Below are 23,419 nucleotides of genomic sequence, written 5' to 3'. Positions count from 1 at the left end.
GATCGCGCTTTTTAATGAGTTTTTGAAAAACTTGAATCAAGAGGTTAGGTAGTTAGTTTCTAACTTTGAGGGGAAATGCGATCTCTTTGTTCGTCAGGCTGAGTAAGCCACCAAGCCCAAGCAATCAGAACAAATTGAAATGGCAATCTAATTGCTTGAAACCAGTTACTATCAGGTATATTCGCAATTTGAATGTGATTAACTGCCATATTAATATTAGCTGGGTAAACGGCGATAAACAGCAGTACTAGACCCCAAGCTGCTGCCTGACTAACAGCAGGAACTAATAAACCAATTCCGCCGAGAATTTCAAAAAACCCACTGATATAAACAATTGCAGCAGGGTAAGGCAGCAAACTAGGCACAATTTTAATAAAAGGTTCTGGAGTAAGAAAGTGTAAAACTCCAGCAACGATAATGCAGATTGCTAAGATGCCGCGAAAAGTTGCTTTGCGCTCTAAAATCAGATTTTTAAATAAGTTCTTGATTACTTGCTTCATTGATTGTGACTGACTTGATTACGATAACGCAAGCGTCCGACGAATTACAGTTCCTCGAACGCCCACCTTAAAATGGACTTAGCATCAAACTACGTTATAACTAATCTATGCATTTACGACTACGCCACCATTAGGGTGTAGCACCTGTCCTGCAAAATAAGAAGAGTCATCCGAAGCTAAGAAAACAAAGCTGGTGGCAACTTCAACTGGTTGACCAGGACGTTCCATAGGTACTTGTTTCCCAAAACCTTTGACCTGTTCGGCGGGAAAAGCATCGGGAATAAAAGGAGTCCAAATTGGGCCAGGAGCAACACCGTTAACACGAATGCCTTTTGCTAGTAGAGACTGAGACAAGGAACGAGTAAAGGCGAGGATTGCACCTTTAGTTGTGGAATAGCTGAGTAAAGATGCATTACCTTTGTAGGCATTAATCGAAGTAGTGTTAATAATTGAACTACCTTCTTTTAGGTGAGGAATAGCAGCCCGACAAAAGTAAAACATGGAAAAGATATTAGTACTAAAAATACTACCCAAACGTGCCGAATCGATGTCTTCTAAAGTTTCGGCGTTTTCCATATATTGCTCGGCAGCATTATTCACTAAAATATCTAATTTACCTAATTCAGCTACGGTTTTTTCTACTGCTTCATGGCAAAACTTCTCGCCGCTAATGTCCCCTGCAATGATTAAGCACTTTTGCCCTTGAGCTTCGACTAGTTGTTTAGTTTTCTGGGCATCCTCATGTTCGTTGAGGTAGACGATTGCCACATCCGCACCTTCTTTAGCGTACAGTACTGCTACAGAGCGACCAATGCCACTGTCACCACCAGTGATTAGTGCAACTTTCCCCTTTAATTTATCACTGCCTTGATAGCTTTCGCGATCGTACTGGGGCGCTGGATTCATTTCTGATTCCAATGCGGGTTTTTGATTTTGAGACTGAGCAGGAATTTGATCGGCGGAAATAGTCATTATTCTCCTTTTATCTTTTTTGTTTCTAATATGTACAATTGCTACCTAATTAATCTTCCCTTTGGGCAATTTGCTGGGGGAATATTGCTTGGTTACATCGCTCAAAACTCTAAAAACGAAAAGCGATTGTGGGCAGCTAATGTTAATTTAGGAAAAAAAGACCTAGAAAATATGGGTCATAAGTTAGATTTTAAAATCCTAGGGCGATCGCCTTAATTAGTAATATCTAATTAACCTGAGTTCGGGTTAAGACAATTGCTCGAGATGTAGCGTGTTTGTTGTAAAAAGATTTTGAATGGCGATGAATGTGCAAGGTAGTAGCGATGACTAAAACTTTTGGCAAGTAATAAACGTTATGTTTATACTCTTATGATACAGACTTTTTTCTAGGCTATTTTTAGCCTAGAAAAAATGGTACAATCAAAGTACAAAATTTAAGAACTAGAGAAATGCCACAAATAAAAATTAGTTTGTCGGAAACTAATGCTGAGTTTATTACCAATTATCAAGCTTTTGGCTATCCGAGTAAATCGGCGATTGTTGCTGATGCAGTATCTAGATTAAATAAAATTCTCAAGGAAGAAGCTTTAATCAATTCAGCAGAACTTTATCAGGAAGTTTATGACCATGATGCTGACCTTCAAGAACTAACCGATGATGCAGCTAACTCATGTCTAGATACGGTGTGTTTTGAGTAAAAAGATTCTCGCTCAAAAACCGCCTTTAGAATTCAGACCAAAAAAAGGGATGGTCGCGGATTTTAATCTCAATCCCACTAAAGGTTCGGAAACTGGTAAAATTCGTCCTTGTATCGTAGTTACCAATGATATTTACAATGCCAGACTGAGCGTTATTCAAGTTGTCCCACTTACGGAATGGTCAGAAAAAAAAAGTAGAATTTTAACCAACGTTACATTAATCAATAATAAGACCAATGGATTGGACAAAAAATCAATCGCTGATTGTCTACAGACAAGACCAGTTGATTATACTAAGCGATTTGTCCAATATCGTGGAGTAATTACTCCCAAAAATCTCCAAAAAATAAATGATGCCTTAATCACTATTTTTGGGCTAGAAATTTGATTGGCTTTCACCGCAATTTACTTAACTATTATCGGTAGGGCGATCGCATTACTAAATTACTCTATTATTTTTCATGGAGATATTACCCATTTTAAAATCTCTACCAATTTCAGAATCAACTATTGCTTCTATATTTCCTTTTGACTAATTTTCTTAGAAATAGCTCCACCTAAGTTTTCTCCGCTTTTTTTTATGGCTTTATTGAAAATTACAGCAGCGATCGCAGTTGCTGTAGTGGTTATGGTAATAGGGTCGATCATCTAAAAATAGCTTTAGTTATTGAATTAATCAGTCAATAGTTAATTTTTTAATTATAGAATAAGGGACAATTTCCATTTTATTGAGATTTAAATTAAATTATTTGTCCTGTACTAAAATCTCTAACCAAAGATAGTTGAACACACTTGGGGATCAAAATAAGCTTAGTTTAGTCAAATTTAAGTTTATTAAGTCAAATTTAACTATGGAATTTCATGTACCTACCTTAGACAGCAAGGAAAAAAGCACAGAGCTAAAAGAAGTAATCTTAACTTCCGAACCAAATGCTGATGTCAATATTGATTTAGATTCTAAGAAAATCATGATCGAGTCTGAAGCATCTGCTGAGACTTTTAAACAGTTAATTGTTGCAACAGGACATAAAATTAGCTAGAAGTCTTTTTAGAGATTGAAGCAAAAAAAGGGCTAATCGTTACGGACGATCGCAAAATTAATTTAATATTTCCCATCAGCAGCACCGAAGTCTAAAATTTAGGTGATGTTTGCAAAAACTGCTGAATTTTTTGCGCTGCATGACGCAAAGTATCGGGATCTCTAACTAAAGCAAACCGTACATAGCCTTCTCCTGCTTGCCCAAATCCCGCCCCAGGAGAAGCAGCAACCCCAGTTTGGGTAACTAATTTAGTGCAGAATTCAACAGAATTATGTTGCCAAGGTTCGGGGAGTTTTGCCCAAATATACATGGTAGCAATGGGGGAAGGTACTTCCCAACCAATATCTTGGAGTGCTTGAATGAAAACATCTCGGCGTTGTTGAAAAGTCTGCACTGTTTGAGTTACAGATTCTGGAGAACTAGATAAAGCAGCGATCGCCCCAGTTAAAATTCCTCGATATTGATTAAAATCTACCACTGCTTTTATTTGCCTCAAAGCTTGAATTAACGAGCTATTGCCGATGGCATAGCCGATGCGAAATCCTCCCATGTTATAAGACTTTGAAAGAGTAAAAAATTCAATACTTAATTCCTTTTGCGGATCAGCTTGCAAGATAGATGGGGCGAGTACTTGTGAGCTAAATACCAAATCTGTATAGGGAAAATCATGCACCAAAACCAAATCGTGTTGACGACAAAAGTTGACGGCTTGGTTGAAAAAGTTTAAAGGTGCGATCGCTGTAGTGGGATTATGAGGATAACTTAGCACCATCATCTTCGATTTTGAGAGTATATCTAGAGGTATATCCTCAAACACAGGGAGAAAAGCATTTTCGACTAGCAAAGGCATAGGATAGATTTCCCCTCCAGCCAGATACACCCCACCTGCATGGGAGGGATAACCAGGATCTAATAGTAAGGCAATATCTCCTGGATTGAGGATAGCCAGGGGTAAATGGGCTGTTCCTTCCTGAGAGCCAATTAAGGCTAAAACTTCTCTTTCAGGATCGACGGGAATACCAAACTTACTACTATACCAGTTGGCAGCAGCGACGCGAAAATCTTTAGTCCCCCCATGAAGCAGATAGCCGTGAGTATCAGGATCTTGTAGGGCATTAGCAACTACCTCAAGGATTTCTTCGGCAACGGGTAAATCTGATGAACCCAAAGACAAGTCAATTATTTCTTTGCCTAAATCTCTAGCTTGAGTTTTAGCACGATCCATATCAGCAAAGACATTGCGAGAAATTGATTGTAGTCGTTTAGCAAATCGCATCGAGGTTAAAGTTAGTGGGGGTGAAGATACTTAAAATAGTCACATGATAGCTATTAGCTTTAAGCTTATCCCCAGGTGTCCCTAAAGGGATATGTTGTGTCCTTGTCCTCAAGGACAAAGGCTTAAGCCACATGTAGCTTCGCAAATGCTACACTCCGATATATCCTTGAGGACTACCTCTGTTAAAGTGAGAGTTTGTACTATTGCAGAGTTAAGAGTTAGGAGTTAGGAGTTGTTCACTGTTAACTGATAAATCATCCAAAAATTGTTGACGCTCAAACCGATAGCCAGAACCCAAAAAATCAATCAGTTTAGTGGTATCTTCTAAAGCATTTTGGAGACAGGTTGATGCTCCAGGAGAAGGAGTGATATTAAAGATAATCCGATCGCCAGTTATTTTCGCCTCTCCCATTTCCAATGCTTGGGTGTTCAGGTTGACAACCTGGGGTCGAACTCCACCATAACCCTTAGCGTAGGTCAGATCTGTTAATTTTACTGAAGGGATAATTTTGCTTACTTCCTTAATAAATAGTCTTTTACCAATAATAGGAAAATCATAGACAAAATTGAGCGCAATATATTTAAAGATAATCGGGTCAGACAAGATTTTAGCAAAGCTCAAAAGTGCTTTTAAGCTTAAACCCGCAGTTTGGAAATATTCAATAATGCTGCCATAGTGATGACGTTCTAACATGGGTAGAACTTTGGCAGTGGGGCCGAAACGAGCGATCGCGCGATCGTGGACTTCAGGATCGCCATGAATGGCAGCGAAGGGTAGTTTTTCTTGCTGTACGGTGTATACCTTGCCATTAAGGAACTGCGGGGCAAAATAGAAGCTTCCCGCTACGCTGAGTAAAGCATAATTCAGACCATAGCCCAGAGATTTGGCAAACAACAGACTGTGCGCTCCTGCTGCCACCATGATCACTTTACTAGTAATAGTTTGATCTGATGTCTTAAGCTGATATTCTCCTGCCTGTTTGCTAATTTGCTTTACCTTAGTATTGAATAGCAGATCTATTGTCGTCTCGGTGTTCTCTAAAGCATTAGCCACAAACGACTTGGCTAGACGATTAAAATCCACGGTATAACCTTCATCAGTATATAAAGCGATGATTTCCTGATCTTCAGGGCGATTAAGTAATACTTTTGGTTCTTTAGAGGCAATTTCTGCCCGCTCTAACAACTTTAAATCAGGAAAAAGAGTTTTAAACTGCTGATATCTAGTTTTTAATTGTTCTTGTTCTTTCCCCACCCCCAAAACCATTTTGTGATACTTGGTGTAGATTTCCTGGTGAGGATCTTTGGTTAGTAAATAATTTTTGACTAAACTAGCTCCTGCCTTCACTTTCTCTGCTTTAGCCAAGGTATAGTTGGTTTCAATATCGCCAAAATGAAGAGTTTGGCTATTACTATTGGTAAAGGAATTGACTAAAGCTATATCTGCTTCTTTCTCAATCAGAGCGATTCGTTTAACGTTGGTATAATTGCTTAAAACATAAAGTAATGCCGCACCACAAACTCCACCGCCAATAATGACAACTTCGTAGCTATTGTTATTCATAATTGTTTCAGTTTAAGTTAAATAATAAGTAGCTAGCTATATAAATTGGCATAATTATTGATCAATCATTGCAGCCACTAGCTTTAATATCTCTATACTATCTAAAAACCATTTGCGAAGCTTATCTTTTGGATAAGCTAAAAACTTTCTCTATGAACGGATCTAATGTATATTCTTTGCTCCAGCAAACTAAGCGAGAGCTTGTCAGCAGCGGCGATCGCGAATCAATCTTGGGGGACAACAAGAGTAATAAAACTCTGGTTTTACTATGGTCGCAGTTAGGAGATTTTGATAATTTAGAATATGCTTGGTGGCTAGAGCGAGAATCTGCACAGCTCAAAGCAGCAAAAATTAGCGTCAAGGCAATTGGAATTGGCGATCGCCAGAGTGGAATCAAGTTTTGTGAATATACTGGTTTTCCCACCAACTGTTTATACGTCGACCCTACTGCTGAACTACATCGACAATTAGAACTAAATCAGGGATTGAAGCTTAAATTTCCGTTTTTATCAGCAAAAAACCGTGCTTTTTTGAATTTAATGTTGATGTGTGCGGGTATTGGTAGTCCTGGCACGCTTTATGAAGTATTTAGAGGTTATCGAGGCGATCGCACTGCACCCCAATTAATTGCTGACGATCAGGTAGTGGCAGATACACCATTACCTGCAATCAAAGGCTCAATGTTCAAACTGGCGGGAGGGTCTGGTTTTCAGCGCCCTTTTGAACTAGCTACCCTACGACTTAGAAACATGAAGGAAGTGTTGAGTAACTGGAACACCTATGTCCCCGATGCTAGTTATTTAACCCAACGAGGGGGAACATTTTTATTTGATGAGTCGGGAAAGTTGCTCTATGAACATCGCGATCGCAACATTTTAGGTTTTGCGGCTAATATGAGCAACCCTTTATCGTTTCTGCTAGATCGATAATTTCTCTCAGTTAAAATAAGTTACCAAAAACCGCGTTTTCCAGTGGGCATAATAGTCATCCAGTTAGTTTTAGTTTCTTCTAACTGTTCCTTGGTTAAGTTAGTCTCACTTAAATTTGCGCCACACAGATTTGCGCCTTTCAATTTAGTGTTTTTGAAATTCGCGCCGTTTAAGTTTGCCCCCCGCAGATCAACTCCTTCTAAATTAGAAGAGTGAAACAAACATTTGTGTAAATCAGCATTACGAAACATCGACAGTCGCAGGTCACAATCATTAAAGTTAGACCAATGCAAATCTGCTCCTTGAAAATTAGATCTGATTAGCTTAGAGTCATGAAACTTAGATTCAGACAAGTTGACTTTTTGTAGATCCTGCATACTCAGATCTTTCCAGCCAAAATCTTTTCTTCCCGCATCATAGGCGCTTAAAACCTCTTCTGCTGAAATTCTCATTGGTTTAGTAGGGACTTTGGCAGCTTGGTCGAGGGATGTCGTCTGACCAACAGTTTTATACCTAGCTGTGGCACTATTGCGATATTTAGAAGTAGACATACTTCTACCTCCTGAGCCTTTAGTGGTGCGATCGCGTAACTGACTACGACCTGAAGCAATTCCAGTTCTATTGGTGCTGATATTGCTATCAGTTGCAGTAGGATTACTCAGCATATTTTCCGCTAGACTATCCCCATGCTTTTCTAGATCCAAAACATCTAATACTTCTTGAGCCGTTTTGTAGCGACTTTTAACCGCTACCTCCAGCATCTTAGTTAGTATTTTGGCAAAACCGTCGCTAATATTTACATATTTAAACCAGTTAATGTCTCCAGTGATCGGATCGCAGTCCATGTTTTTCGGTGCTTTTCCGCTCAACAAATACATACAGGTGACACCCAAGGCATAGATATCACTAGCGTATACAGGTCGCATTGCCAACTGTTCGGGAGGAGCAAATCCAGGTGTGCCTACAGCAAAAGCAGTTAAGGCAGTTTGCTCGGATACAACTGAATCCACTTGATTTTTGACAACCCCAAAATCGATTAAAACTAACCTGTCGTCTATTTCGCGACGAATAATATTAGCAGGTTTAATATCTCGGTGAATCACTTTTTGAAGGTGAATATCTCTCAAAATAGTCACAACTTCTTTAAGTACCTGTCTGGTTTGCACTTCGCTTAGAACTCCATTTTTCTTGACTTCTTGCTGGAGATTATTACCCTTGACAAATTCTTGAATTAAATAAAATTGCTGACGATCTTCAAAATAATCTAGTAGTCTTGGTATTTGAGGGTGATTCCCTACCCTACCCAAGGTTCTGGCTTCACGCTCAAACAACTCCCGTGCCATAGTCAGAAAATTAGGATTGTCGGTATTGGGTCGTAATTGCTTGATTACGCATAAAGGCTTGCCTGGCAAAGAGAGATCGGCTGCCAAAAAAGTAGCCCCAAAACCACCTTTCCCAAGTCCTTTTAATAAATGGTAACGACCATGTAACAGTAGCTTGGATCCACAAGCTTGACATAGCCTCGACTTAGGGTGATTGATCGGTTTAGGACAGGATGGATTTAGGCAATAGCTCATTCAAAGTACCTACAAGGCTCTGTCTAATAAAAATAGGTCAGGGATTAGCTCGGCTGATTAGCTGAATTTGAGGTTTAAAACTCTTGCTTTTCAGCTATTTCTTCCCCAGCATATCCTACATTTTTTAAAATCAGTTGCGTGCAGTAATTTCTTGATTGAGTTGGAGATTAATTAATACTACTTTACAAGCTGCAAAACTTTGTAAAAATGACTTTTACTGTTATATCAATGTACGTCATACATTTAATTAGGAACAGGGACTAAGTTATTGCCTGTAGCACTGAGCGATCGCGCCCCTGCTTTTTCGCCTGATAAAGAGCTTGGTCGGCAGTAGCCAATAATTTTTCTTGATTGTATTTTGACTCAGGAATCACACAGCTCACACCCAAACTTAGAGAAACATAATTACTGGCGGTTGATTCGGGATGGGGTAGGCAAAGTTGCTTAACCTGGAGTCGAATTGTTTCTGCTACCCGTAAAGCATTTTGACCCGAAGTTTGCGGTAAAATAATCGCAAATTCTTCTCCACCATAGCGCGCCACAAGATCGGCAGGTCGCTTAACGGCTTTGATTATTGCTTGTGCAACTCTTTTTAAGCAGTAATCTCCTGACTGATGACCTAAGTTATCGTTATAAAGTTTAAAGTGATCAATATCACAAAGAATTAAAGCTAAATAATGCTGTTCTCTCTGTCCTCTTTGCCATTCTCTCCTGAAAAATTCATCAAATATACGGCGGTTGGCAATTTCAGTCAGAGCGTCAACTGCTGCTAGTTTACCTAACTGCTGATTGAGATTTGACAATTTTTTGGCTGCTAGTTGGCGCTTTAAAAGTTCTCGTTCTAAATGAGCATTTTTAGCTTTTAACTCTATTTTAAAGCGGCTGGTTTGTAGTTGATTGTTAATCCGAGCAATTACTTCTTCAATCTGAAACGGTTTCGTAATGTAGTCGCTAGCACCATACTCGAAAGCTTTAAGCTTATGCTCGGTTTCATTGGCAGCACTAATAAAAATAATTGGGATATCTTGAGTATTGGGATCGGCTTTGAGTTTCTGGCAAACTGCAAAACTATCCATTTCTGGTTGACTAATATCTAGTAAAATAATGTCTGGAGGTCGAGCCATAGCAGATCTAATCGCCACACTTCCTTGAACAGCCTGTTCTACTCTATACCCTTGTAGAGTTAGGATGACCGTCAACAATTCAATATTATTGGGGCGATCTTCAACCACTAAAATGCTTCCTGGTTTAAAGGGTTGTTCTTTTGTCGTCATCTCAAGCTGAAACACTTACATGTGGCAATTTATTAAATAAATCTTAGATCAAATACTAATGGCAATTGATTGATTTTTACTTTGAATTTATAATCAACAATGATTTGTATCTATTTGCCTAAGTAATCGAGAATTATGCCTGTCTATTTATACTGGGGCGAGGATGATTTTGCGATCGCCCAAGCTGTAGCAAAATTACAAAACAAAGTATTAGACCCCAACTGGCTACAGTTTAACTATCATCAACTACCAGGCGATCGCCCAGAAATGATCATCGAGGGGCTAAACCAGGTCATGACTCCTGTATTTGGCTTAGGAGAACGTTTAGTCTGGTTAGTTGACACAAATCTCTGCCAGCACAAGCCTAACGCTGATATTTTGCATGAATTGGAACGCACTCTCAAAGTAATTTCTGAAACATCCCATTTGTTATTGACTACTACTAAAAAACCTGATGGTAGATTGGCTTCAACTAAGCTCTTAGGTAAGTATGCTGTAGTTAAAGATTTTAGCTTAATTCCTCCCTGGAAAACCGATTTAATTGCCGCCCAGGTGCAGCAAGTCGCGCAGACAGTCAAGCTGAAGTTAACACCAAAAGCGATTGAACTGCTGACGGAATCTGTGGGCAACAATACTCGTCAGCTATGGAATGAATTAGAAAAACTCAAAATCTATTGGGGAGATAATCAGCAGCCTTTAGATGAAAAAGCCGTGGCTCAACTGGTATTGTGTAGCACGCAAAATAGTCTCCAGCTAGCAGCAGCTATTAAGAATGGCAAAACCAATGAGGCTTTGGGCTTGATTACTGATTTAAGCAACCGCAACGAACCTGCCTTAAAAATTGTCGCCACTTTAGTAGGACAATTTCGTACCTGGACTATAGTTAAGCTGATGCAGCAGTCAGGCAATAGAGATTCTCAAGCGATCGCTACTGCCGCGGGAATTAATAATCCTAATCGCCTTTATTTTATTAATCAAGAAATACAAAATACAAGTTCCCAACAGCTTTTGGCTACTTTGCCGATGTTGTTAGAACTGGAGTATAGTCTGAAGTCTGGAGGAGCAGCGTTAACGGTTTTACAGACTAAAATAATTGAGCTATGTTTGATATTTAGCCACCTCAACAGCCCATCAAGACAAGGGCTTTAGTCCTATATGAAACCAAAAAAGCTAACCTTACTTCAGTAAGATTAGCCTTGGGAAACATAGTGGGCCGAGTTGGATTTGAACCAACGTAGGCGTAGCCAGCGGATTTACAGTCCGCCTCCTTTAACCACTCGGACATCGACCCATTTGTGTCACGGTTAATAATCATAGCACAGCCTGACCGCAGCAAAACAATAAAAATAAAATTAACTAAAATTAACTAAAATTTTTGCTGTTCGCGCTTACGCTGCCTCTGATAATGGAGTACAGCTAGACTACATAAGCTGATTTTAATGCCCAAAAAATCAAAGCAGTTATGCCTCCAAAAATTAACAGGGCGGATACAGCAACCAGAATTGGTTTGTCTGCACCATCAAATTTCATGATTCCTCGATTTAAGTCAGACATAGCTATTTTGCTCCTTTATTTCTGCCAAAACAAGATTTAATCGAGACTAGCAAAACTATAATTATTTTTGTAGTCGGTGTTGGCAATACATAAATGTTATCAAAACAATTTTAGGTTTGGGGTAATTCTTAAAATTTCCCTTAGATCTGCAAATCAAAATGCTACTCGTGATGTTGCTCATTACAAGTGGAAAGTAATTTCTTGCTTGTTAAAGGGAAGATTATTGTTGATGGCGTTGATTTCTTCTTGTTCTAGACGATTGACATCATCGATGTAGTTACGCAAGACCTTTGCCATGCGAGGGTGGTAAAAGCGATGTAGACTATGATTAGCAGTAGCGGGAAAGCCTCTTCTTTTTTTATGTCTTCCTCCCGCACCAGGATCATAGGTTTTGATTCCGTTAGCGATCGCCCATTCGATGGGTTTATAGTAACAGGCTTCAAAATGAAGGGCATTATATTCTTCATAACAGCCCCAGTATCTACCGTATAGTCGATCGCCTTTTTGTAGGCAAAAAGACATTCCCACGGGATGAAGGTCATCTTGTTCGGTATAAGCCACCACTAACAAAACGCGATCGCTGTAGTTAGGATAAAGCTGCTCAAAAAACTGCCGAGTTAAGTATTTGCTACCCCAGTAAAACTTGTTGCAGGTACTACTGTAAAATCGATAAATCTCAGCATATAAATGCTGAGGAATTTCTCCGCCAACATAAGTTTTAGTATATAAACCTGCTTGAATGACAGCTTTTCTTTCTCGTTTAATATTTTTGCGCTGGTTACTATTAAACATCTTGAGGTAATCATCAAAACAGTTAAAATTTTGATTCGACCAAATATAGCCGTGATGTAGCCAGCTTGTAAAGCCATTGCTCTCCATCATCTTGCGCCAGTCAAGATCAACAAATAAAAAATTACAGCCAGAAAGCTGATTGCGAGCGCAAAATTTATCAATCGCTGCTACCATTAGCTCAGTAATCGCCTCCTCATCTTCTCCAGGAGCAACCAAGAAGCGATATCCTACTGCGGGGGTAAAAGGAGTCATCCCTAATAACTTAGGATAATACTCAATCCCTAAACGATGAGATAAATCTGCCCATTGATGGTCAAAAACAAACTCTCCGTAACTATGCCCTTTAATATATAAGGGTGCAGCAGCAATCAACTGACGATTGCGCCATACGACCAGATGACAAGGCTGCCAGCCAGTACGAGCCGTCACACTACCTGAAACTTCAAGATTATTAAGCCACTCCCACTCTAAAAACGGAGTAGATAGGGGTTTGGCTAATTCATCCCAATCTGTCTGGGGAATTTCGGCTATTTGAGTAATCCAAGACAGAGAGTATTGATGAGATTTGAGCTGCTCAACCATAGTGGGGCATTTAAGACTGAAATAACGGCAGGTTTGTTAATTAGCCTAATAAATATTGCCAAAAATTGCAGAAAAAAGCGAGTTCACTACTCATTGCTAAACATGGCGTTCTTGAATCAACTGAATGACCAACTCCGTAAATACAGGATCGTCGATCCGTCTTGCTGCTTCAATTAAAATATCTGATTCTGGTTGAGGATCTTCTGCCGTTTTACGAGGTATAGAGACTAACAGTGAAAGATGACTAATCAAACGCTCCAACTCATCTCTAATGCTCGATCGCTTGGCATATAATAAGCGGGCAGTACGACGTACCGAACGTTCTCTTTCTAGCTCTATCAGTAAGACATCTCGTTTTGACGGCTCATTCATCGCTCTATAACTCACGATTTTAGATTGTTTTAGGCACAAGAATCTTGTTCTGGCTATTTATACTGCTGCCAAAAGACTCATATCTGCATTAAAGCGAATTACGATTATCTTGAATAGGTTTGTATAAGTTAAACCATAGTTACGTTACACTTCTATATTTCTTGTCAAATATTGCAACTATTTGTTGATGGTTTCAAGCACGAATTTAACCTGAAGTTGACATGATTGGTAAAATTTGATCATTGAATAGTAATAGTATATTAACGATAGAAACTGACTGTGATTCCCCTTTCTCCACGTAAAATAGCTCAGGGTTTTGCTCTCAGTAGCTGGACTTTATTAGTGATGGCGATCGCTTTAATCATCGCTATACCGATTTTATTTGTGTTTAGTAGTGTTTTCACTAAATCTGGTGCTGTCTGGCAACATCTAGCTAGTACAGTTTTAGCCAATTATATTGTCAACTCCTGCTGCCTCATGCTGTTGGTAGGAACAGGAGTCTGTCTAATCGGCGTTGGTACTGCCTGGTTAGTAACGATGTGTCGTTTTTGGGGAAGTAAATGGTTAAATTGGCTCTTGCTGCTGCCTTTGGCTGCCCCTGCTTATCTCTTGGCTTATTCTTATACAGCGATGCTGGGCTACTTTGGCCCTGTACAGACAGTTCTACGTAACCTATTCGGCTGGAGTGGAGTAGACGATTATTGGTTTCCTGAAATTCGTTCTTTGGGAGGAGCAGCAATAATGTTGTTGTTGGTGCTATATCCCTACGTTTATCTCTTGGCGCGAGTGGCCTTTTTAGAACAGTCGGTTTGTACCATCGAAGCTAGTCGCTCTCTTGGCTGTAGTCCCTGGCGAAGTTTTTTTACTGTAGCTCTTCCCCTGGCTAGACCAGCAATTATGGCTGGTTTAGCCTTGGCGTTGATGGAAACCCTCAATGACTTGGGAACAGTTGAGTATTTTGGGGTTAACACCTTTACGACAGGAATTTATCGCACCTGGTTAGGCATGGGGGAAAGATCGGCAGCAGCTCAGTTGGCAGCTTTTTTGATGGTCTTTGTTTTGATTCTAATTGTTTTAGAAAGGCGATCGCGTAATGCAGCTCAATATTACGATCGCTCTAGCTCCATTGAAAGACTTACTCCCTTTCAGCTCAACCCTTGGCATAGTCTCTTGGCGCTGGTCTTTTGTTTATTACCAGTGCTTTTAGGTTTTATCATTCCTGGGGGTTATCTATTACAGTTAACCTTAAACAATCTCGATAGTGCCTTTGATGGCGATTTTGGAAATTTAGCCCAGCATAGCTTTATTTTAGCCATTATTACGGCGATCGCGGCCTTGCTGATCTCAGTGATCATGGCTTATGGAGAAAGATTAGAACCCAACTGGCTGATGAAAACAGCGGTTAGAATTGCGGCAATGGGTTATGCGATCCCAGGGTCAGTAATTGCGGTGGGCGTATTAATTCCGATGGCGGGGTTAGATAATATTATCGATCGCTGGATGCGTTCCACTTTTAATTTTTCTACGGGGTTATTGCTTTCAGGTACAATTTTCGCCCTGATTTTTGCTTATTTAGTCCGCTTTTTAGCAGTTGGTTTTGGCTCGGTGGAATCTAGCCTCAATAAAATTTCTCCCAGCTTAGATGATGCTTCCCGTAGTCTGGGGTACGGCTCAACCAGCACCCTCTGGAATATTCATACTCCTTTGATGTCAGGAGGATTACTAACTTCCACTATTTTGGTTTTTGTCGATGTGATGAAAGAGCTTCCCGCCACTTTGGTGATTCGTCCTTTCAATTTTGATACTTTAGGGATTAGAGTCTATCAATACGCTTCTGATGAAAGGCTTGCCGAAGCTGCTGCGCCAGCCTTAGCTATCGTCCTCGTCGGGATCATCCCCGTGATTCTTTTAAGCTGGCGTATTACTCACTCTCGTTAACTCCTCACTCTAGACTTCTGGATGCTAATTGAACCAAATTGCATATGCTTTAAACTCATCGTCAATTCCTTTGAGCTGCAAATTCTGTACTGCTCCCCAATGAATATAATGAATATTTTGGTTGAGGGCATTAACCGTAGTTTCAGAAATCATTATACTATCGGGTAAAGCTACACTTTGCAGACGAGACGCAATATTAACCACCTTACCGACCGCTGTATAGTCTTTTCGTTGTCCACCACCAAACATCCCCACTACCGCTTTACCTTGATGTATCCCACAGCGCATTTGTAACCTGGGGATTGAACCGTTGCTATTTACTTTGGCTTGCCAACGTTGGTTTAACATATGCAGATAAAAATACATTGTCTTAGCCGTAGAGATTGCCTTTCTGGCTTGCTCAGGACAAGATAGATCTTCTGGAGCGCCAAACATTGCCATAACTCCATCACCAACAAATTTATCTACCGTACCGTTGTGGTCGAACACAGCTTTGCTCATCGCTTCGAGATATTCATTGAGAATTTCTGCTAGCAACACAACTTCTAGACGACTCGATAAATTGGTAAAACCGACCAAATCACAGAACAAAACAGTAATGCGCCGAGGTTCGGGAGTTAAATCGAGGGAAAGCTTCCCTGTAGCAGCCTTATTGACGATCGCTGCGGGCAAAAAGCGCTTGAGGACTGATTCAGTTAGATAATAATTAAGCTTTCTAACTTTTTCTTCTTCAAGCTGAAGCTGTTGATATAGCTTGGCTTGCTGGACGGCGATCGCTGCTTGGTCAGCCACCGCTTCGGCTAGTTCTGTTTCTGAAGTACTCCAGTTACGAGCAGCATCAGACTGTCTGAGGGTGATACTACCGATAATTTCCTGATCTAAAAGTAACGGAACGATCATCAATGCTCTGGCTTTGGCGTGCCAAGGAAGCTCATAACGAGCCACGTTTTGCTGTTTTTCTAAATCCGTAGACATAACAGTCTTTTTCGTAAATAATAGAGCTTGCAAAATCGGATTTTTGGCGATAGGTACTGTAGAGGTAGTCGCCTGTTGCCAATCAGCAGAATCGAGAATAATTGTTTGTGGTTCTTGAGGATTATAAAGACCAACACAGCGGACAAAGCGATCGCTTTGCGTCCAGAGAGAGAGGGTGCAGCCATCTACTTTTAAAGCCGATCCTAACTCTTTAGCGATCGCCGCAAACATCACGGGGGGTTCTAAACTAGAACGAATTGTATTATTAATACGATTAATGGTGGTTTCTTTTTGAGCTAATTCTTGAACCTGTTGATGAGCTAAAACTTGGTTGATGGCGATCGCAGCTTGAGCAGCAACCGCTTCGGCTAACTCAATTTCCGCAGTAGTCCACAGACGAGAACTATCCGACTGTCGCAGGGTAATACTGCCAATAATCTCCTCATCTACCAGTAGCGGAACGATCATCAATGCTCTAGCTTTAGCGTGCCAGGGAAGCTCATAACGAGCCAGAGCTTTTTGCTGTTCTAAATCAGCTAGATTAATCGTTTTTTTCTTGTAGAGAAGAGCTTGTAAAATCGGATTTTCAGCAATTGGTACGCTAGAGCTAGTCGCCTGTTGGCAACCAGGAGAATTGAGCGAGGCTTTTGCTTCGTGAGGATTATATAAACCAACGCAACGGACAAAGCGATCGCTTTGTGTCCATAAAGAAAGAGTGCAACCATCAACATTTAAAGCCGAACCTAATTCTTTGGCGATCGCCGCGAACATTACAGGAGGGTCCAAACTAGCACGAATGGTAGCAGTGATGCGATTGATGGTAGTTGCTCTTTGGGCTAATTCTTGCAGCTTGTCTCGCGCTAACATCTGAGAAAGCATTAAATTTGCTTGAGTTGCCAAAATTTTGACGATTTCTAGCTGTGGTTGCTGGAGGCGATCGCTATTGAGGAAATGGATGGTCAAGGATGCAGATAAATTTGCCTGGAAACATAATGGAATGGAGATAATAGCCGCAATCTTGGCTTGAATACAGGCGTTGTACCTATCTATTGGCAGAGTGGATTGATCTACCTCAGATTGATTAATTACTAAGATCTCATTCGAGGCAAATTCAGTCTGAGAGGCAACTGTTAATTTGAGTAAATTTCGCTCTATTTGAGCAACTTCTGGAGTAGATTTTTGGTAGAAGAAATGCTGTTCTACACCATGATTAAATTTTTGCAGATGTAAAATGACAATATCTAGATTAAGTGATTGACCAATGACATCCACGATGGATTGACCTATCTTTTCCCAAGATAAATCACTCATTAACTGGCTGTATTCAGATTGTTGGAGCATTAATTCAATTATCAATTTTGGGTTGGGAGAACAAAATAGCGATCAAAACCAGTTATTAAAAGCTAACGGCTTAAAATAAAACAATGATGGATGACAATTGTTCTGGCCCTACATAGTTTTATTATTCCCAAACAAACTTAAGAACAATCACTGGCTTCAATCTACAGCTACAATAATTAAAAAAATTGAGTCCAATTCTTACATTTAATGGTTTTAAAATCTCTCGATAGTGATGTTGAACACGATTTAAAGTTAACGATTAATCCTGCCCTAATTGAAGACACCAAGGAAATCAGCGCCATTTTGGCGCAAAGTTTTTATAACTTTCCTGAATTTGCCCATTGGGTCTATCCTTTTTTGCGATTTACCATTAATGAAGATTTACGTTATCGTGTGCGTTCTACCTCGCCTCATTACCGCTGCTTGGTCGCGAAAATGACTTCTGCCAATCACAATCAAGATGCCCAATCTAATTCCCAGCCGCTAATTGTGGGGACGATTGAAGTCGCACTTCGTTCTGCTTTGTGGTCGACTAGTCCCCAATATCCCTATATTTCTAATTTAGCCGTAGCTCAAAATTACCGTCGCTTAGGTATTGCTAGTCAGCTTTTAACAGCTTGTGAACAGGCTGCTTTAGACTGGGGTTATCAAGAAACTCAGCTTCATGTTTTAGATCGCAATGAATCAGCTAAACAACTATACTGTCAAAATGGCTATCAAATCTCTCAAATTGAACCGAATTGGGGAAATTTATGGTTTGATTATTGCCCTCGCTTACTGCTAAAAAAAATCATTCCCACCTCCTAGGTTAGTTAATGATCATTGGCAAAATTTTACCCTGCACAATCATATTTTCAGAGTGAACGAGCAAAATCTAGATCATCAATCCCAAGTCAAATTGGAGAACGCTGTGAGCTTAGACAAACCAGAAATACCGTCTGGTAATCAAGATATTTGCGACCAAGTTCGCTGGCAATTGCAGCAGGGAGAATTGTTGATTGTAAATCCCCGTCGCAAAAATGGTCTGATTATCTATAAAACCTATCATGCCGAATTTGCTGGACCAGGAGCAATTGTGGGTGGACAATTTGATTTAGATGTATCTAAGCTTTTGGCAGTGGGAAATTTGTCTTTAGTTACTCCCAGCAATTCCCAGGCAAGAAAACAGGCATATAAGATGCGACGACAGTGGGTTAAATTAACCAAGCAAATCATTGACAACCCCGTCCCCACCGAAAGAGCGCAGGTGATTTTAAATCAGTTTGAACATTGGTTTGATGTAGCAACAGTAGCAGATCTGCCTGATGAAGCATTTGCTTTACTAGTCGGGGTGTTGCCCCAAACAATTCGTAAGGTAAGAAATATTGAATTGCTTTAGCAATTAGGTTTATGGTGATAAGACAAGCTGATTTTAAATCTATCTTATTGATCTCAAGTAATTATGTCTGAAGCTATTACACCCGCCATTAGCGATCGCATTTGTCAACATATGAACCAAGACCATGCTGGAGCGATCGCTCTTTACGCCCAAGTCTATGGTAATGCTCCCCAAACCGACAGCGCGGTCATGAAATCAATCGATTCCTTAGGAATGAATATCTTAGCTCAAATTGCTGGCGAAGCTATTCCTGTCAGGGTAGAATTCGATCACCCCCTCAAAGATGCTGAAGATGCACATCACACTTTAGTGGCAATGATTAAACAGGCGCGCACTGTTTAGCTAATCAAAATAGTGGTTGAAAAGCGATCGCAGTTGAGGATAGGCGATCGCTTTTGAGCAAAATTCGTTAATTAATTATTAATAATTAATTAACGAATTTGGGAAGAGGCAGCTTCTGAAATACCTGGTAATTCAGCATATTTACCCTGCACAGAAAAAACCATACAGAAAAAACAGGCAGCAACACTACCCATAAAAATTGTATTGTTGAGAGTCTCACTAATTAAGCTTTGTGCGCCAAAAGCGGGAAGAAGAACTGCCATAATCAGACTAAAAAGAATCTGGATAATATTGAGCAGGATTGCCTGCATGCCATTAAAACGCAAAAAATAGCTCACTTTGTCATTTCTCACTACTCCCAGCCACAAACCAAAGAAGATGATTAAACTAGCAAAAGGTAGGCTGTTAGTAAGGCTATATAAAGCAATGACAGGAGAGAAAAATTGAGCCAACCAGGGAAATTGAGCTAGTAAGATCAGTCCGAAGGGCAGGGAATAGATTAAAGGAAATAAATAGATTAACGCGCCGAAACTACGGTCTTTAACATCGGTTTCAGGAGTATTCATGTTCAATTTGCATCAGTGAATATGAGGTAAACATTATTATCTTAGATTGCCGATCATCAATTAACTAATAACCGATCGCAATTTAGATTTTTTTGAGTCCAGTCCAGTTGCTTAAACTAGATGGAGGTGTGGCTTTTAACAAAAGCTGTAAGCTGACCGCAGAGAATCCTTCATTGTTCATTGTTCACTGCTAGGTAGTGTAAAAATAATTCTTGCTCTATTTGCTTTACTTCTAATAGCTGGAGTTTTTTGCCTTGAGACTGAATAAATCCTGTTCCCCCTACAGGAGTAGGAGCATTGCCGCCAAAAATTACAGGACACAGAGTCAACCACAATTCATCAATTAAATTTTCGGCTAATAAAGATGCTATTAGTTCCCCTCCACCCAAGATAGCTAATTTATTTAAACCTAATTCTGCTAGCTGTTGAAAGATTGTCGTCCAATTGATGAGAGAATTATTTTCTGGAGCAATTAAGATTCGCTCAAACTCTTTTCGGCTATGCCATTTGTCCTTATTACCAGGGATAGTAATTAACCATCGTGGGATCGGTTGTTGAAAAAAGCGCCACTGAGGATCTAAATCTGCTGAGGCGGAGACGACAATTTGGATCGGCTGGGGTGATTGCGATCGCGCTTTTCTTGCTTGCAATAGTTGCCGATGGGAAACCGACATAGTTGTACCATAAGCTCTCAATGTCCCCGCACCAAACAAGACTCCATCTGCTAAAGATATCTGTTGTTCGAGGTGAGTGCGATCGTTGGCAGAACCAAACCGAGCAGCAGAATTTTGATAGTCGGCAATTTTACCATCAACAGTCATTGCTAGAATAACAGTGGTGTGTAATCGATTGTTCATTAATACTGTATATTTGCTTAATTTTCTCTCAATGGATCTGGCAAATGGTATTTGAGTGGATATGATTAAAATACAACAGTAGAGATCTAGTTTAAGCGTGGGGCTACGTCTTTCCTTTTTCCTTATGGCACATGGTCAATCTTCTTTTCGACGAATCTTACTCTCGCGCATTCTTTTAGTCAGCGTTCCAGTCTTGTTAGTTGGGGTATATGTCACCTACAGAAAAGCTCGTTCGGCTTTTTTGGAGACTGCTAGACAAAATTTAACCGAAAGTGCCGTGAGAAAGGGAGAGATTATCCAACAGTCGATTGAAGCTTTGCAAAATAATCTAGCCAGTGCTGGTGATGCAGCAATCGCCCGCTCAGACATTTTAAATGGTGAATTACTAATCTCTCAACTAGAAGAAGTCTTGCCAGCAGGTATACTCTGCGCTCAGATTACCAATCTTAAAACCAGTTCTATTACTGCTTCTACCTGTAAAGAGCCAGTTGAGCTAGAAAATAGTACCTGGATGAAAAAACAGCGAGTTTTTACCACTGCATCTCAAGTGGATGTCCAATTAGTTGCATCAACTACACCTTTAGTCAGAAATTCTGAGGAAGTAAGTGAAAATCCCTCAGGTCGTCAACTCAAATTATGGTTGACTGCTCCTATCTATGATCGCCGAGGCAATCTTCGTTATGCCTTAAGCATCAAATCGGCAGTTCTCGCTCAAGACATTATTGAGCCAGGTTCTCTAGAAGGATATCCTGTAGTCATCGATCAAGATGGCACAATTCTCGCCCATCCTTTTGAGCAGCGAGTGGGACGCAATATTAAACAAATGCCCGATGCTCAAAGATTAACCAAAATAATGCAAAATGCGATCGCCAATAAGCCTGATTTTTTGCACCTGTTTTATCTAGAGACGGATGGAGTTGAATTAGTCGCTGGATATAGTTCTATTCCTTCTCCCGTAACCAGCAATAAAGGAGAAAAATGGATCATTTTAGCGGTCACTCCTTTAGATGCTGCCTTAGAACCTCTCAAGGACATTCAACAAGCTCTTGTGGGTATGACTCTAGGTTTGATCGCTGCTTGTTCGTTAGCTACTCTCTATCTCTCCCGTGAACTGGCTCGTCCTTTGGAGCAAATTAGAGATTATTCACTCAAAGATGAACATTTACATTCTAAGATCGATCGCCTGCCAGAAAATTTTCAAATTCGCGAATTTAATCAGCTTTCTCTCTCTCTCAACGATATGGTGAGTCGACTCCGAGCTTGGGGAGATGAAATCGTGATGGCTTGGAAACAGGCTCAGACTGCCAACCAGTTGAAAAGCGAATTTTTAGCCACTACTTCTCATGAACTGAGGACTCCTCTTAACGGCATCATCAACTGTATTCGCGTGGTTCAAGACGGTTATTGTGACAGCAAAGAGGAGGAACGAGAATTTTTACAGCAGGCAGATGATGCAGCCATTCACCTTTTGGGCATCATCAATGATGTACTAGATATTTCCAAGATTGAGGCGGGAAAACTGTCAGTAAAGATTGAACCCGTCAATTTAGACAAAATACTTAGTGAAGCGGTCAATCTTCATTTAGTTTCTATCCAACAGAAAAATTTGCATTTAGAGATGCCTGTTTGGGAAAAAAAGATTTACGTTATGGCAGATCAAGCCAAACTAAAGCAGGTATTAATCAACATTGTTAGTAACGCCGTTAAGTTTACCGATCGCGGTAGGATCACGATCGCGATCGCCACACAACTCTTAACAAACGATCGAGAATTTGATAATTATCAATATTCCTTAGCTTCAAAAGGCACATACCAAAAAGATATTCAAGCTTCAATCAATAATATTTCTTTTTCCCAACCAGCAATAACTACTGAAGAAGATCATCCCCCTAGTTCTCTAATCGATAGTCATCCCAAAACATGGCCACAACTGAACCAATACGTTGTCATTAAAATCGAAGATACAGGTATTGGGATCGACCCCAGCCAACAGCATAAACTCTTTAATCCCTTTGTCATGATCGATGGTTCAACTACCAGAAAGTTTGGGGGAACAGGTTTAGGGTTGGCTATTTCGCGTAATCTGATGGATTTAATGCAGGGTACTATCTCTTTAGAAAGTCCTGGCATCGGCAAAGGTACTACTGTCTCGATTTCGATTCCTCTTAAGCAAATTATCATCAACAATGACGACGACAAGCAGTCATAACGACAGCGCCATTTTGGCACAAACTTAAATGAGGTTCGCTACATTAAATTAGGATGAGAATAATTATTTAATCAAACAATCAAACAATCAATATTTATGTCAGGTAAACTAACTACTCATGTATTAGATACGGCTAACGGTTGTCCTGGAACAGGAATTGCGATCGCACTTTGGCAACTAGATCTTAAAATAGATTCTAAAACTCTCTTAAAAACCACAAAAACCAATCATGATGGACGCACCAATGAACCACTCTTGACAGGAGAGGAATTGGAAATAGGGATATATGAACTAATTTTTTTGGTAGGTAATTATTTTGCTCGCTACGGAAATTATCCCGATCCTGCTTTTTTAGATGAAATTCCCCTCCGCTTTGGCATCAGCGATCTTCAGGTTCATTATCACGTTCCCTTGTTAGTTTCGCCTTGGTCTTACAGTACTTATCGAGGAAGCTAATTAAGCAATTAAAAGAGAAATAAAAATAATTAGTCACATTGCTCAACTTCGTCTAGAAACCCTCACAAGTAACCTCACAAATAATTAGTAGTCAAACAAGATCAGTAACTTTAATTACAAATGCGATCGCAATTTTCCTGCAAACTAAAGCTTAAGTCACAAAAAAGAGCAAATTAAGATGAAAATTGCCAAATTACCTTCTCTTTATCGCTATTGCCTGCTAGTGA

Annotated in this window: 25 protein-coding genes and 1 tRNA gene; 12 read left to right on the top strand and 14 right to left on the bottom strand. The window is 40.1% G+C overall.

Features of this window, described 5'->3' with window-relative positions:
* Nucleotides 1-59: 59 nt before the first annotated feature.
* Both C7B62_RS02130 and C7B62_RS02125 read right to left on the bottom strand, forming a co-directional pair.
* Complete coding sequence (locus tag C7B62_RS02130) at nucleotides 60-500, bottom strand: DoxX family protein (protein WP_106232955.1); 441 nt, start codon at nucleotides 498-500, stop codon at nucleotides 60-62.
* Nucleotides 501-605: 105 nt separating this feature from the next.
* Nucleotides 606-1,472 carry an SDR family oxidoreductase gene (locus tag C7B62_RS02125; protein WP_106232954.1) on the bottom strand — a complete coding sequence of 289 codons (867 nt, stop codon included), beginning with the start codon at nucleotides 1,470-1,472 and terminating at the stop codon, nucleotides 606-608.
* A gap of 30 nt (nucleotides 1,473-1,502) precedes the next feature.
* Between C7B62_RS02125 and C7B62_RS02120 the strand changes: the two genes are divergently transcribed.
* From C7B62_RS02120 to C7B62_RS02110, 3 genes are all read left to right on the top strand, one after another.
* Nucleotides 1,503-1,688 (top strand): hypothetical protein, encoded by a 186-nt coding sequence (locus tag C7B62_RS02120; RefSeq protein ID WP_106232953.1) that lies wholly within the window; start codon nucleotides 1,503-1,505, stop codon nucleotides 1,686-1,688.
* 233 nt (nucleotides 1,689-1,921) lie between these two features.
* Entirely contained in the window at nucleotides 1,922-2,170 is a 249-nt protein-coding gene (locus tag C7B62_RS02115; protein WP_106232952.1) for a hypothetical protein, read from the top strand.
* Nucleotides 2,163-2,558, top strand: a complete 396-nt coding sequence (locus C7B62_RS02110) for a type II toxin-antitoxin system PemK/MazF family toxin (protein WP_199194029.1) — start codon at nucleotides 2,163-2,165, stop codon at nucleotides 2,556-2,558. Before C7B62_RS02115 ends, C7B62_RS02110 begins: the two co-directional genes overlap by 8 nt.
* Nucleotides 2,559-2,686: 128 nt before the next feature.
* On the opposite strand, the gene C7B62_RS26770 is transcribed toward C7B62_RS02110, so the two are convergent.
* Entirely contained in the window at nucleotides 2,687-2,818 is a 132-nt protein-coding gene (locus C7B62_RS26770; RefSeq protein WP_255413976.1) for a hypothetical protein, read from the bottom strand.
* Nucleotides 2,819-3,021: 203 nt separating this feature from the next.
* Here C7B62_RS26770 and C7B62_RS02105 point away from each other — a divergent pair, with 203 nt between their 5' ends.
* Complete coding sequence (locus C7B62_RS02105) at nucleotides 3,022-3,210, top strand: heavy metal transport/detoxification protein (RefSeq protein ID WP_106232951.1); 189 nt, start codon at nucleotides 3,022-3,024, stop codon at nucleotides 3,208-3,210.
* 91 nt (nucleotides 3,211-3,301) lie between these two features.
* Here the strand turns inward: C7B62_RS02105 and C7B62_RS02100 are convergent, their stop codons facing one another.
* Entirely contained in the window at nucleotides 3,302-4,486 is a 1,185-nt protein-coding gene (locus C7B62_RS02100) for an LL-diaminopimelate aminotransferase (RefSeq protein ID WP_106232950.1), read from the bottom strand.
* A 211-nt stretch (nucleotides 4,487-4,697) separates the two neighbouring features.
* Nucleotides 4,698-6,050, bottom strand: a complete 1,353-nt coding sequence (locus C7B62_RS02095; RefSeq protein WP_106232949.1) for an FAD-dependent oxidoreductase — start codon at nucleotides 6,048-6,050, stop codon at nucleotides 4,698-4,700.
* A gap of 152 nt (nucleotides 6,051-6,202) precedes the next feature.
* Here C7B62_RS02095 and C7B62_RS02090 point away from each other — a divergent pair, with 152 nt between their 5' ends.
* A complete protein-coding gene (locus C7B62_RS02090) occupies nucleotides 6,203-6,979 on the top strand; it encodes a peroxiredoxin-like family protein (RefSeq protein ID WP_106232948.1) in 777 nt (258 codons plus the stop codon).
* Nucleotides 6,980-6,999: 20 nt separating this feature from the next.
* Here the strand turns inward: C7B62_RS02090 and C7B62_RS02085 are convergent, their stop codons facing one another.
* Together C7B62_RS02085 and C7B62_RS02080 are read right to left on the bottom strand one after the other, a co-directional pair.
* Nucleotides 7,000-8,556, bottom strand: a complete 1,557-nt coding sequence (locus C7B62_RS02085; protein ID WP_106232947.1) for a serine/threonine-protein kinase — start codon at nucleotides 8,554-8,556, stop codon at nucleotides 7,000-7,002.
* 260 nt (nucleotides 8,557-8,816) lie between these two features.
* A complete protein-coding gene (locus tag C7B62_RS02080; protein ID WP_106232946.1) occupies nucleotides 8,817-9,830 on the bottom strand; it encodes a diguanylate cyclase domain-containing protein in 1,014 nt (337 codons plus the stop codon).
* Between the two features lie 135 nt (nucleotides 9,831-9,965).
* Between C7B62_RS02080 and holA the strand changes: the two genes are divergently transcribed.
* Entirely contained in the window at nucleotides 9,966-10,979 is a 1,014-nt protein-coding gene (gene holA, locus C7B62_RS02075; RefSeq protein WP_106232945.1) for a DNA polymerase III subunit delta, read from the top strand.
* Nucleotides 10,980-11,039: 60 nt separating this feature from the next.
* On the opposite strand, the gene C7B62_RS02070 is transcribed toward holA, so the two are convergent.
* The 4 genes from C7B62_RS02070 to C7B62_RS02060 form a co-directional block, all read right to left on the bottom strand.
* Nucleotides 11,040-11,121: transfer RNA gene (locus tag C7B62_RS02070), tRNA-Tyr, on the bottom strand.
* A gap of 125 nt (nucleotides 11,122-11,246) precedes the next feature.
* The gene (locus C7B62_RS26010; RefSeq protein WP_199194028.1) at nucleotides 11,247-11,384 is read right to left on the bottom strand and encodes a hypothetical protein; all 138 of its coding nucleotides are present in this window, start codon (nucleotides 11,382-11,384) and stop codon (nucleotides 11,247-11,249) included.
* A gap of 180 nt (nucleotides 11,385-11,564) precedes the next feature.
* The gene (locus C7B62_RS02065) at nucleotides 11,565-12,758 is read right to left on the bottom strand and encodes a GNAT family N-acetyltransferase (protein ID WP_106232944.1); all 1,194 of its coding nucleotides are present in this window, start codon (nucleotides 12,756-12,758) and stop codon (nucleotides 11,565-11,567) included.
* A 96-nt stretch (nucleotides 12,759-12,854) separates the two neighbouring features.
* A complete protein-coding gene (locus tag C7B62_RS02060) occupies nucleotides 12,855-13,145 on the bottom strand; it encodes a hypothetical protein (protein WP_233219773.1) in 291 nt (96 codons plus the stop codon).
* Nucleotides 13,146-13,475: 330 nt separating this feature from the next.
* Here C7B62_RS02060 and C7B62_RS02055 point away from each other — a divergent pair, with 330 nt between their 5' ends.
* Nucleotides 13,476-15,068, top strand: a complete 1,593-nt coding sequence (locus C7B62_RS02055) for an iron ABC transporter permease (protein ID WP_106232974.1) — start codon at nucleotides 13,476-13,478, stop codon at nucleotides 15,066-15,068.
* A gap of 24 nt (nucleotides 15,069-15,092) precedes the next feature.
* Here C7B62_RS02055 and C7B62_RS02050 read toward each other — a convergent pair whose 3' ends face one another.
* Nucleotides 15,093-17,384 carry an adenylate/guanylate cyclase domain-containing protein gene (locus C7B62_RS02050; RefSeq protein ID WP_106232942.1) on the bottom strand — a complete coding sequence of 764 codons (2,292 nt, stop codon included), beginning with the start codon at nucleotides 17,382-17,384 and terminating at the stop codon, nucleotides 15,093-15,095.
* 207 nt (nucleotides 17,385-17,591) lie between these two features.
* Here C7B62_RS02050 and C7B62_RS02045 point away from each other — a divergent pair, with 207 nt between their 5' ends.
* The 3 genes from C7B62_RS02045 to C7B62_RS02035 all read left to right on the top strand — a co-directional run bounded on the left by C7B62_RS02045 (nucleotide 17,592) and on the right by C7B62_RS02035 (nucleotide 19,104).
* Nucleotides 17,592-18,191, top strand: a complete 600-nt coding sequence (locus C7B62_RS02045; RefSeq protein ID WP_106232941.1) for a GNAT family N-acetyltransferase — start codon at nucleotides 17,592-17,594, stop codon at nucleotides 18,189-18,191.
* Between the two features lie 145 nt (nucleotides 18,192-18,336).
* Complete coding sequence (locus C7B62_RS02040; protein ID WP_370303729.1) at nucleotides 18,337-18,762, top strand: hypothetical protein; 426 nt, start codon at nucleotides 18,337-18,339, stop codon at nucleotides 18,760-18,762.
* 63 nt (nucleotides 18,763-18,825) lie between these two features.
* On the top strand, nucleotides 18,826-19,104 hold the full coding sequence (locus C7B62_RS02035) for a DUF2470 domain-containing protein (protein WP_106232940.1): 279 nt from the start codon (nucleotides 18,826-18,828) through the stop codon (nucleotides 19,102-19,104).
* 89 nt (nucleotides 19,105-19,193) lie between these two features.
* Here C7B62_RS02035 and C7B62_RS02030 read toward each other — a convergent pair whose 3' ends face one another.
* Nucleotides 19,194-19,670 carry a Tic20 family protein gene (locus C7B62_RS02030; protein WP_106232939.1) on the bottom strand — a complete coding sequence of 159 codons (477 nt, stop codon included), beginning with the start codon at nucleotides 19,668-19,670 and terminating at the stop codon, nucleotides 19,194-19,196.
* A 170-nt stretch (nucleotides 19,671-19,840) separates the two neighbouring features.
* Complete coding sequence (locus C7B62_RS02025) at nucleotides 19,841-20,527, bottom strand: RibD family protein (protein WP_106232938.1); 687 nt, start codon at nucleotides 20,525-20,527, stop codon at nucleotides 19,841-19,843.
* 124 nt (nucleotides 20,528-20,651) lie between these two features.
* Between C7B62_RS02025 and C7B62_RS02020 the strand changes: the two genes are divergently transcribed.
* Together C7B62_RS02020 and uraH are read left to right on the top strand one after the other, a co-directional pair.
* Nucleotides 20,652-22,736, top strand: a complete 2,085-nt coding sequence (locus tag C7B62_RS02020; protein WP_106232937.1) for an ATP-binding protein — start codon at nucleotides 20,652-20,654, stop codon at nucleotides 22,734-22,736.
* Nucleotides 22,737-22,832: 96 nt separating this feature from the next.
* Nucleotides 22,833-23,192 (top strand): hydroxyisourate hydrolase, encoded by a 360-nt coding sequence (uraH, locus tag C7B62_RS02015; protein ID WP_106232936.1) that lies wholly within the window; start codon nucleotides 22,833-22,835, stop codon nucleotides 23,190-23,192.
* The last annotated feature ends 227 nt before the right edge of the window (nucleotides 23,193-23,419 follow it).

Source organism: Pleurocapsa sp. CCALA 161, from assembly GCF_003003995.1.
In the GTDB taxonomy this organism is placed as follows: Bacteria; Cyanobacteriota; Cyanobacteriia; order Cyanobacteriales; family Xenococcaceae; genus Waterburya.
This window is presented reverse-complemented; position numbering and strand designations above follow the sequence as displayed.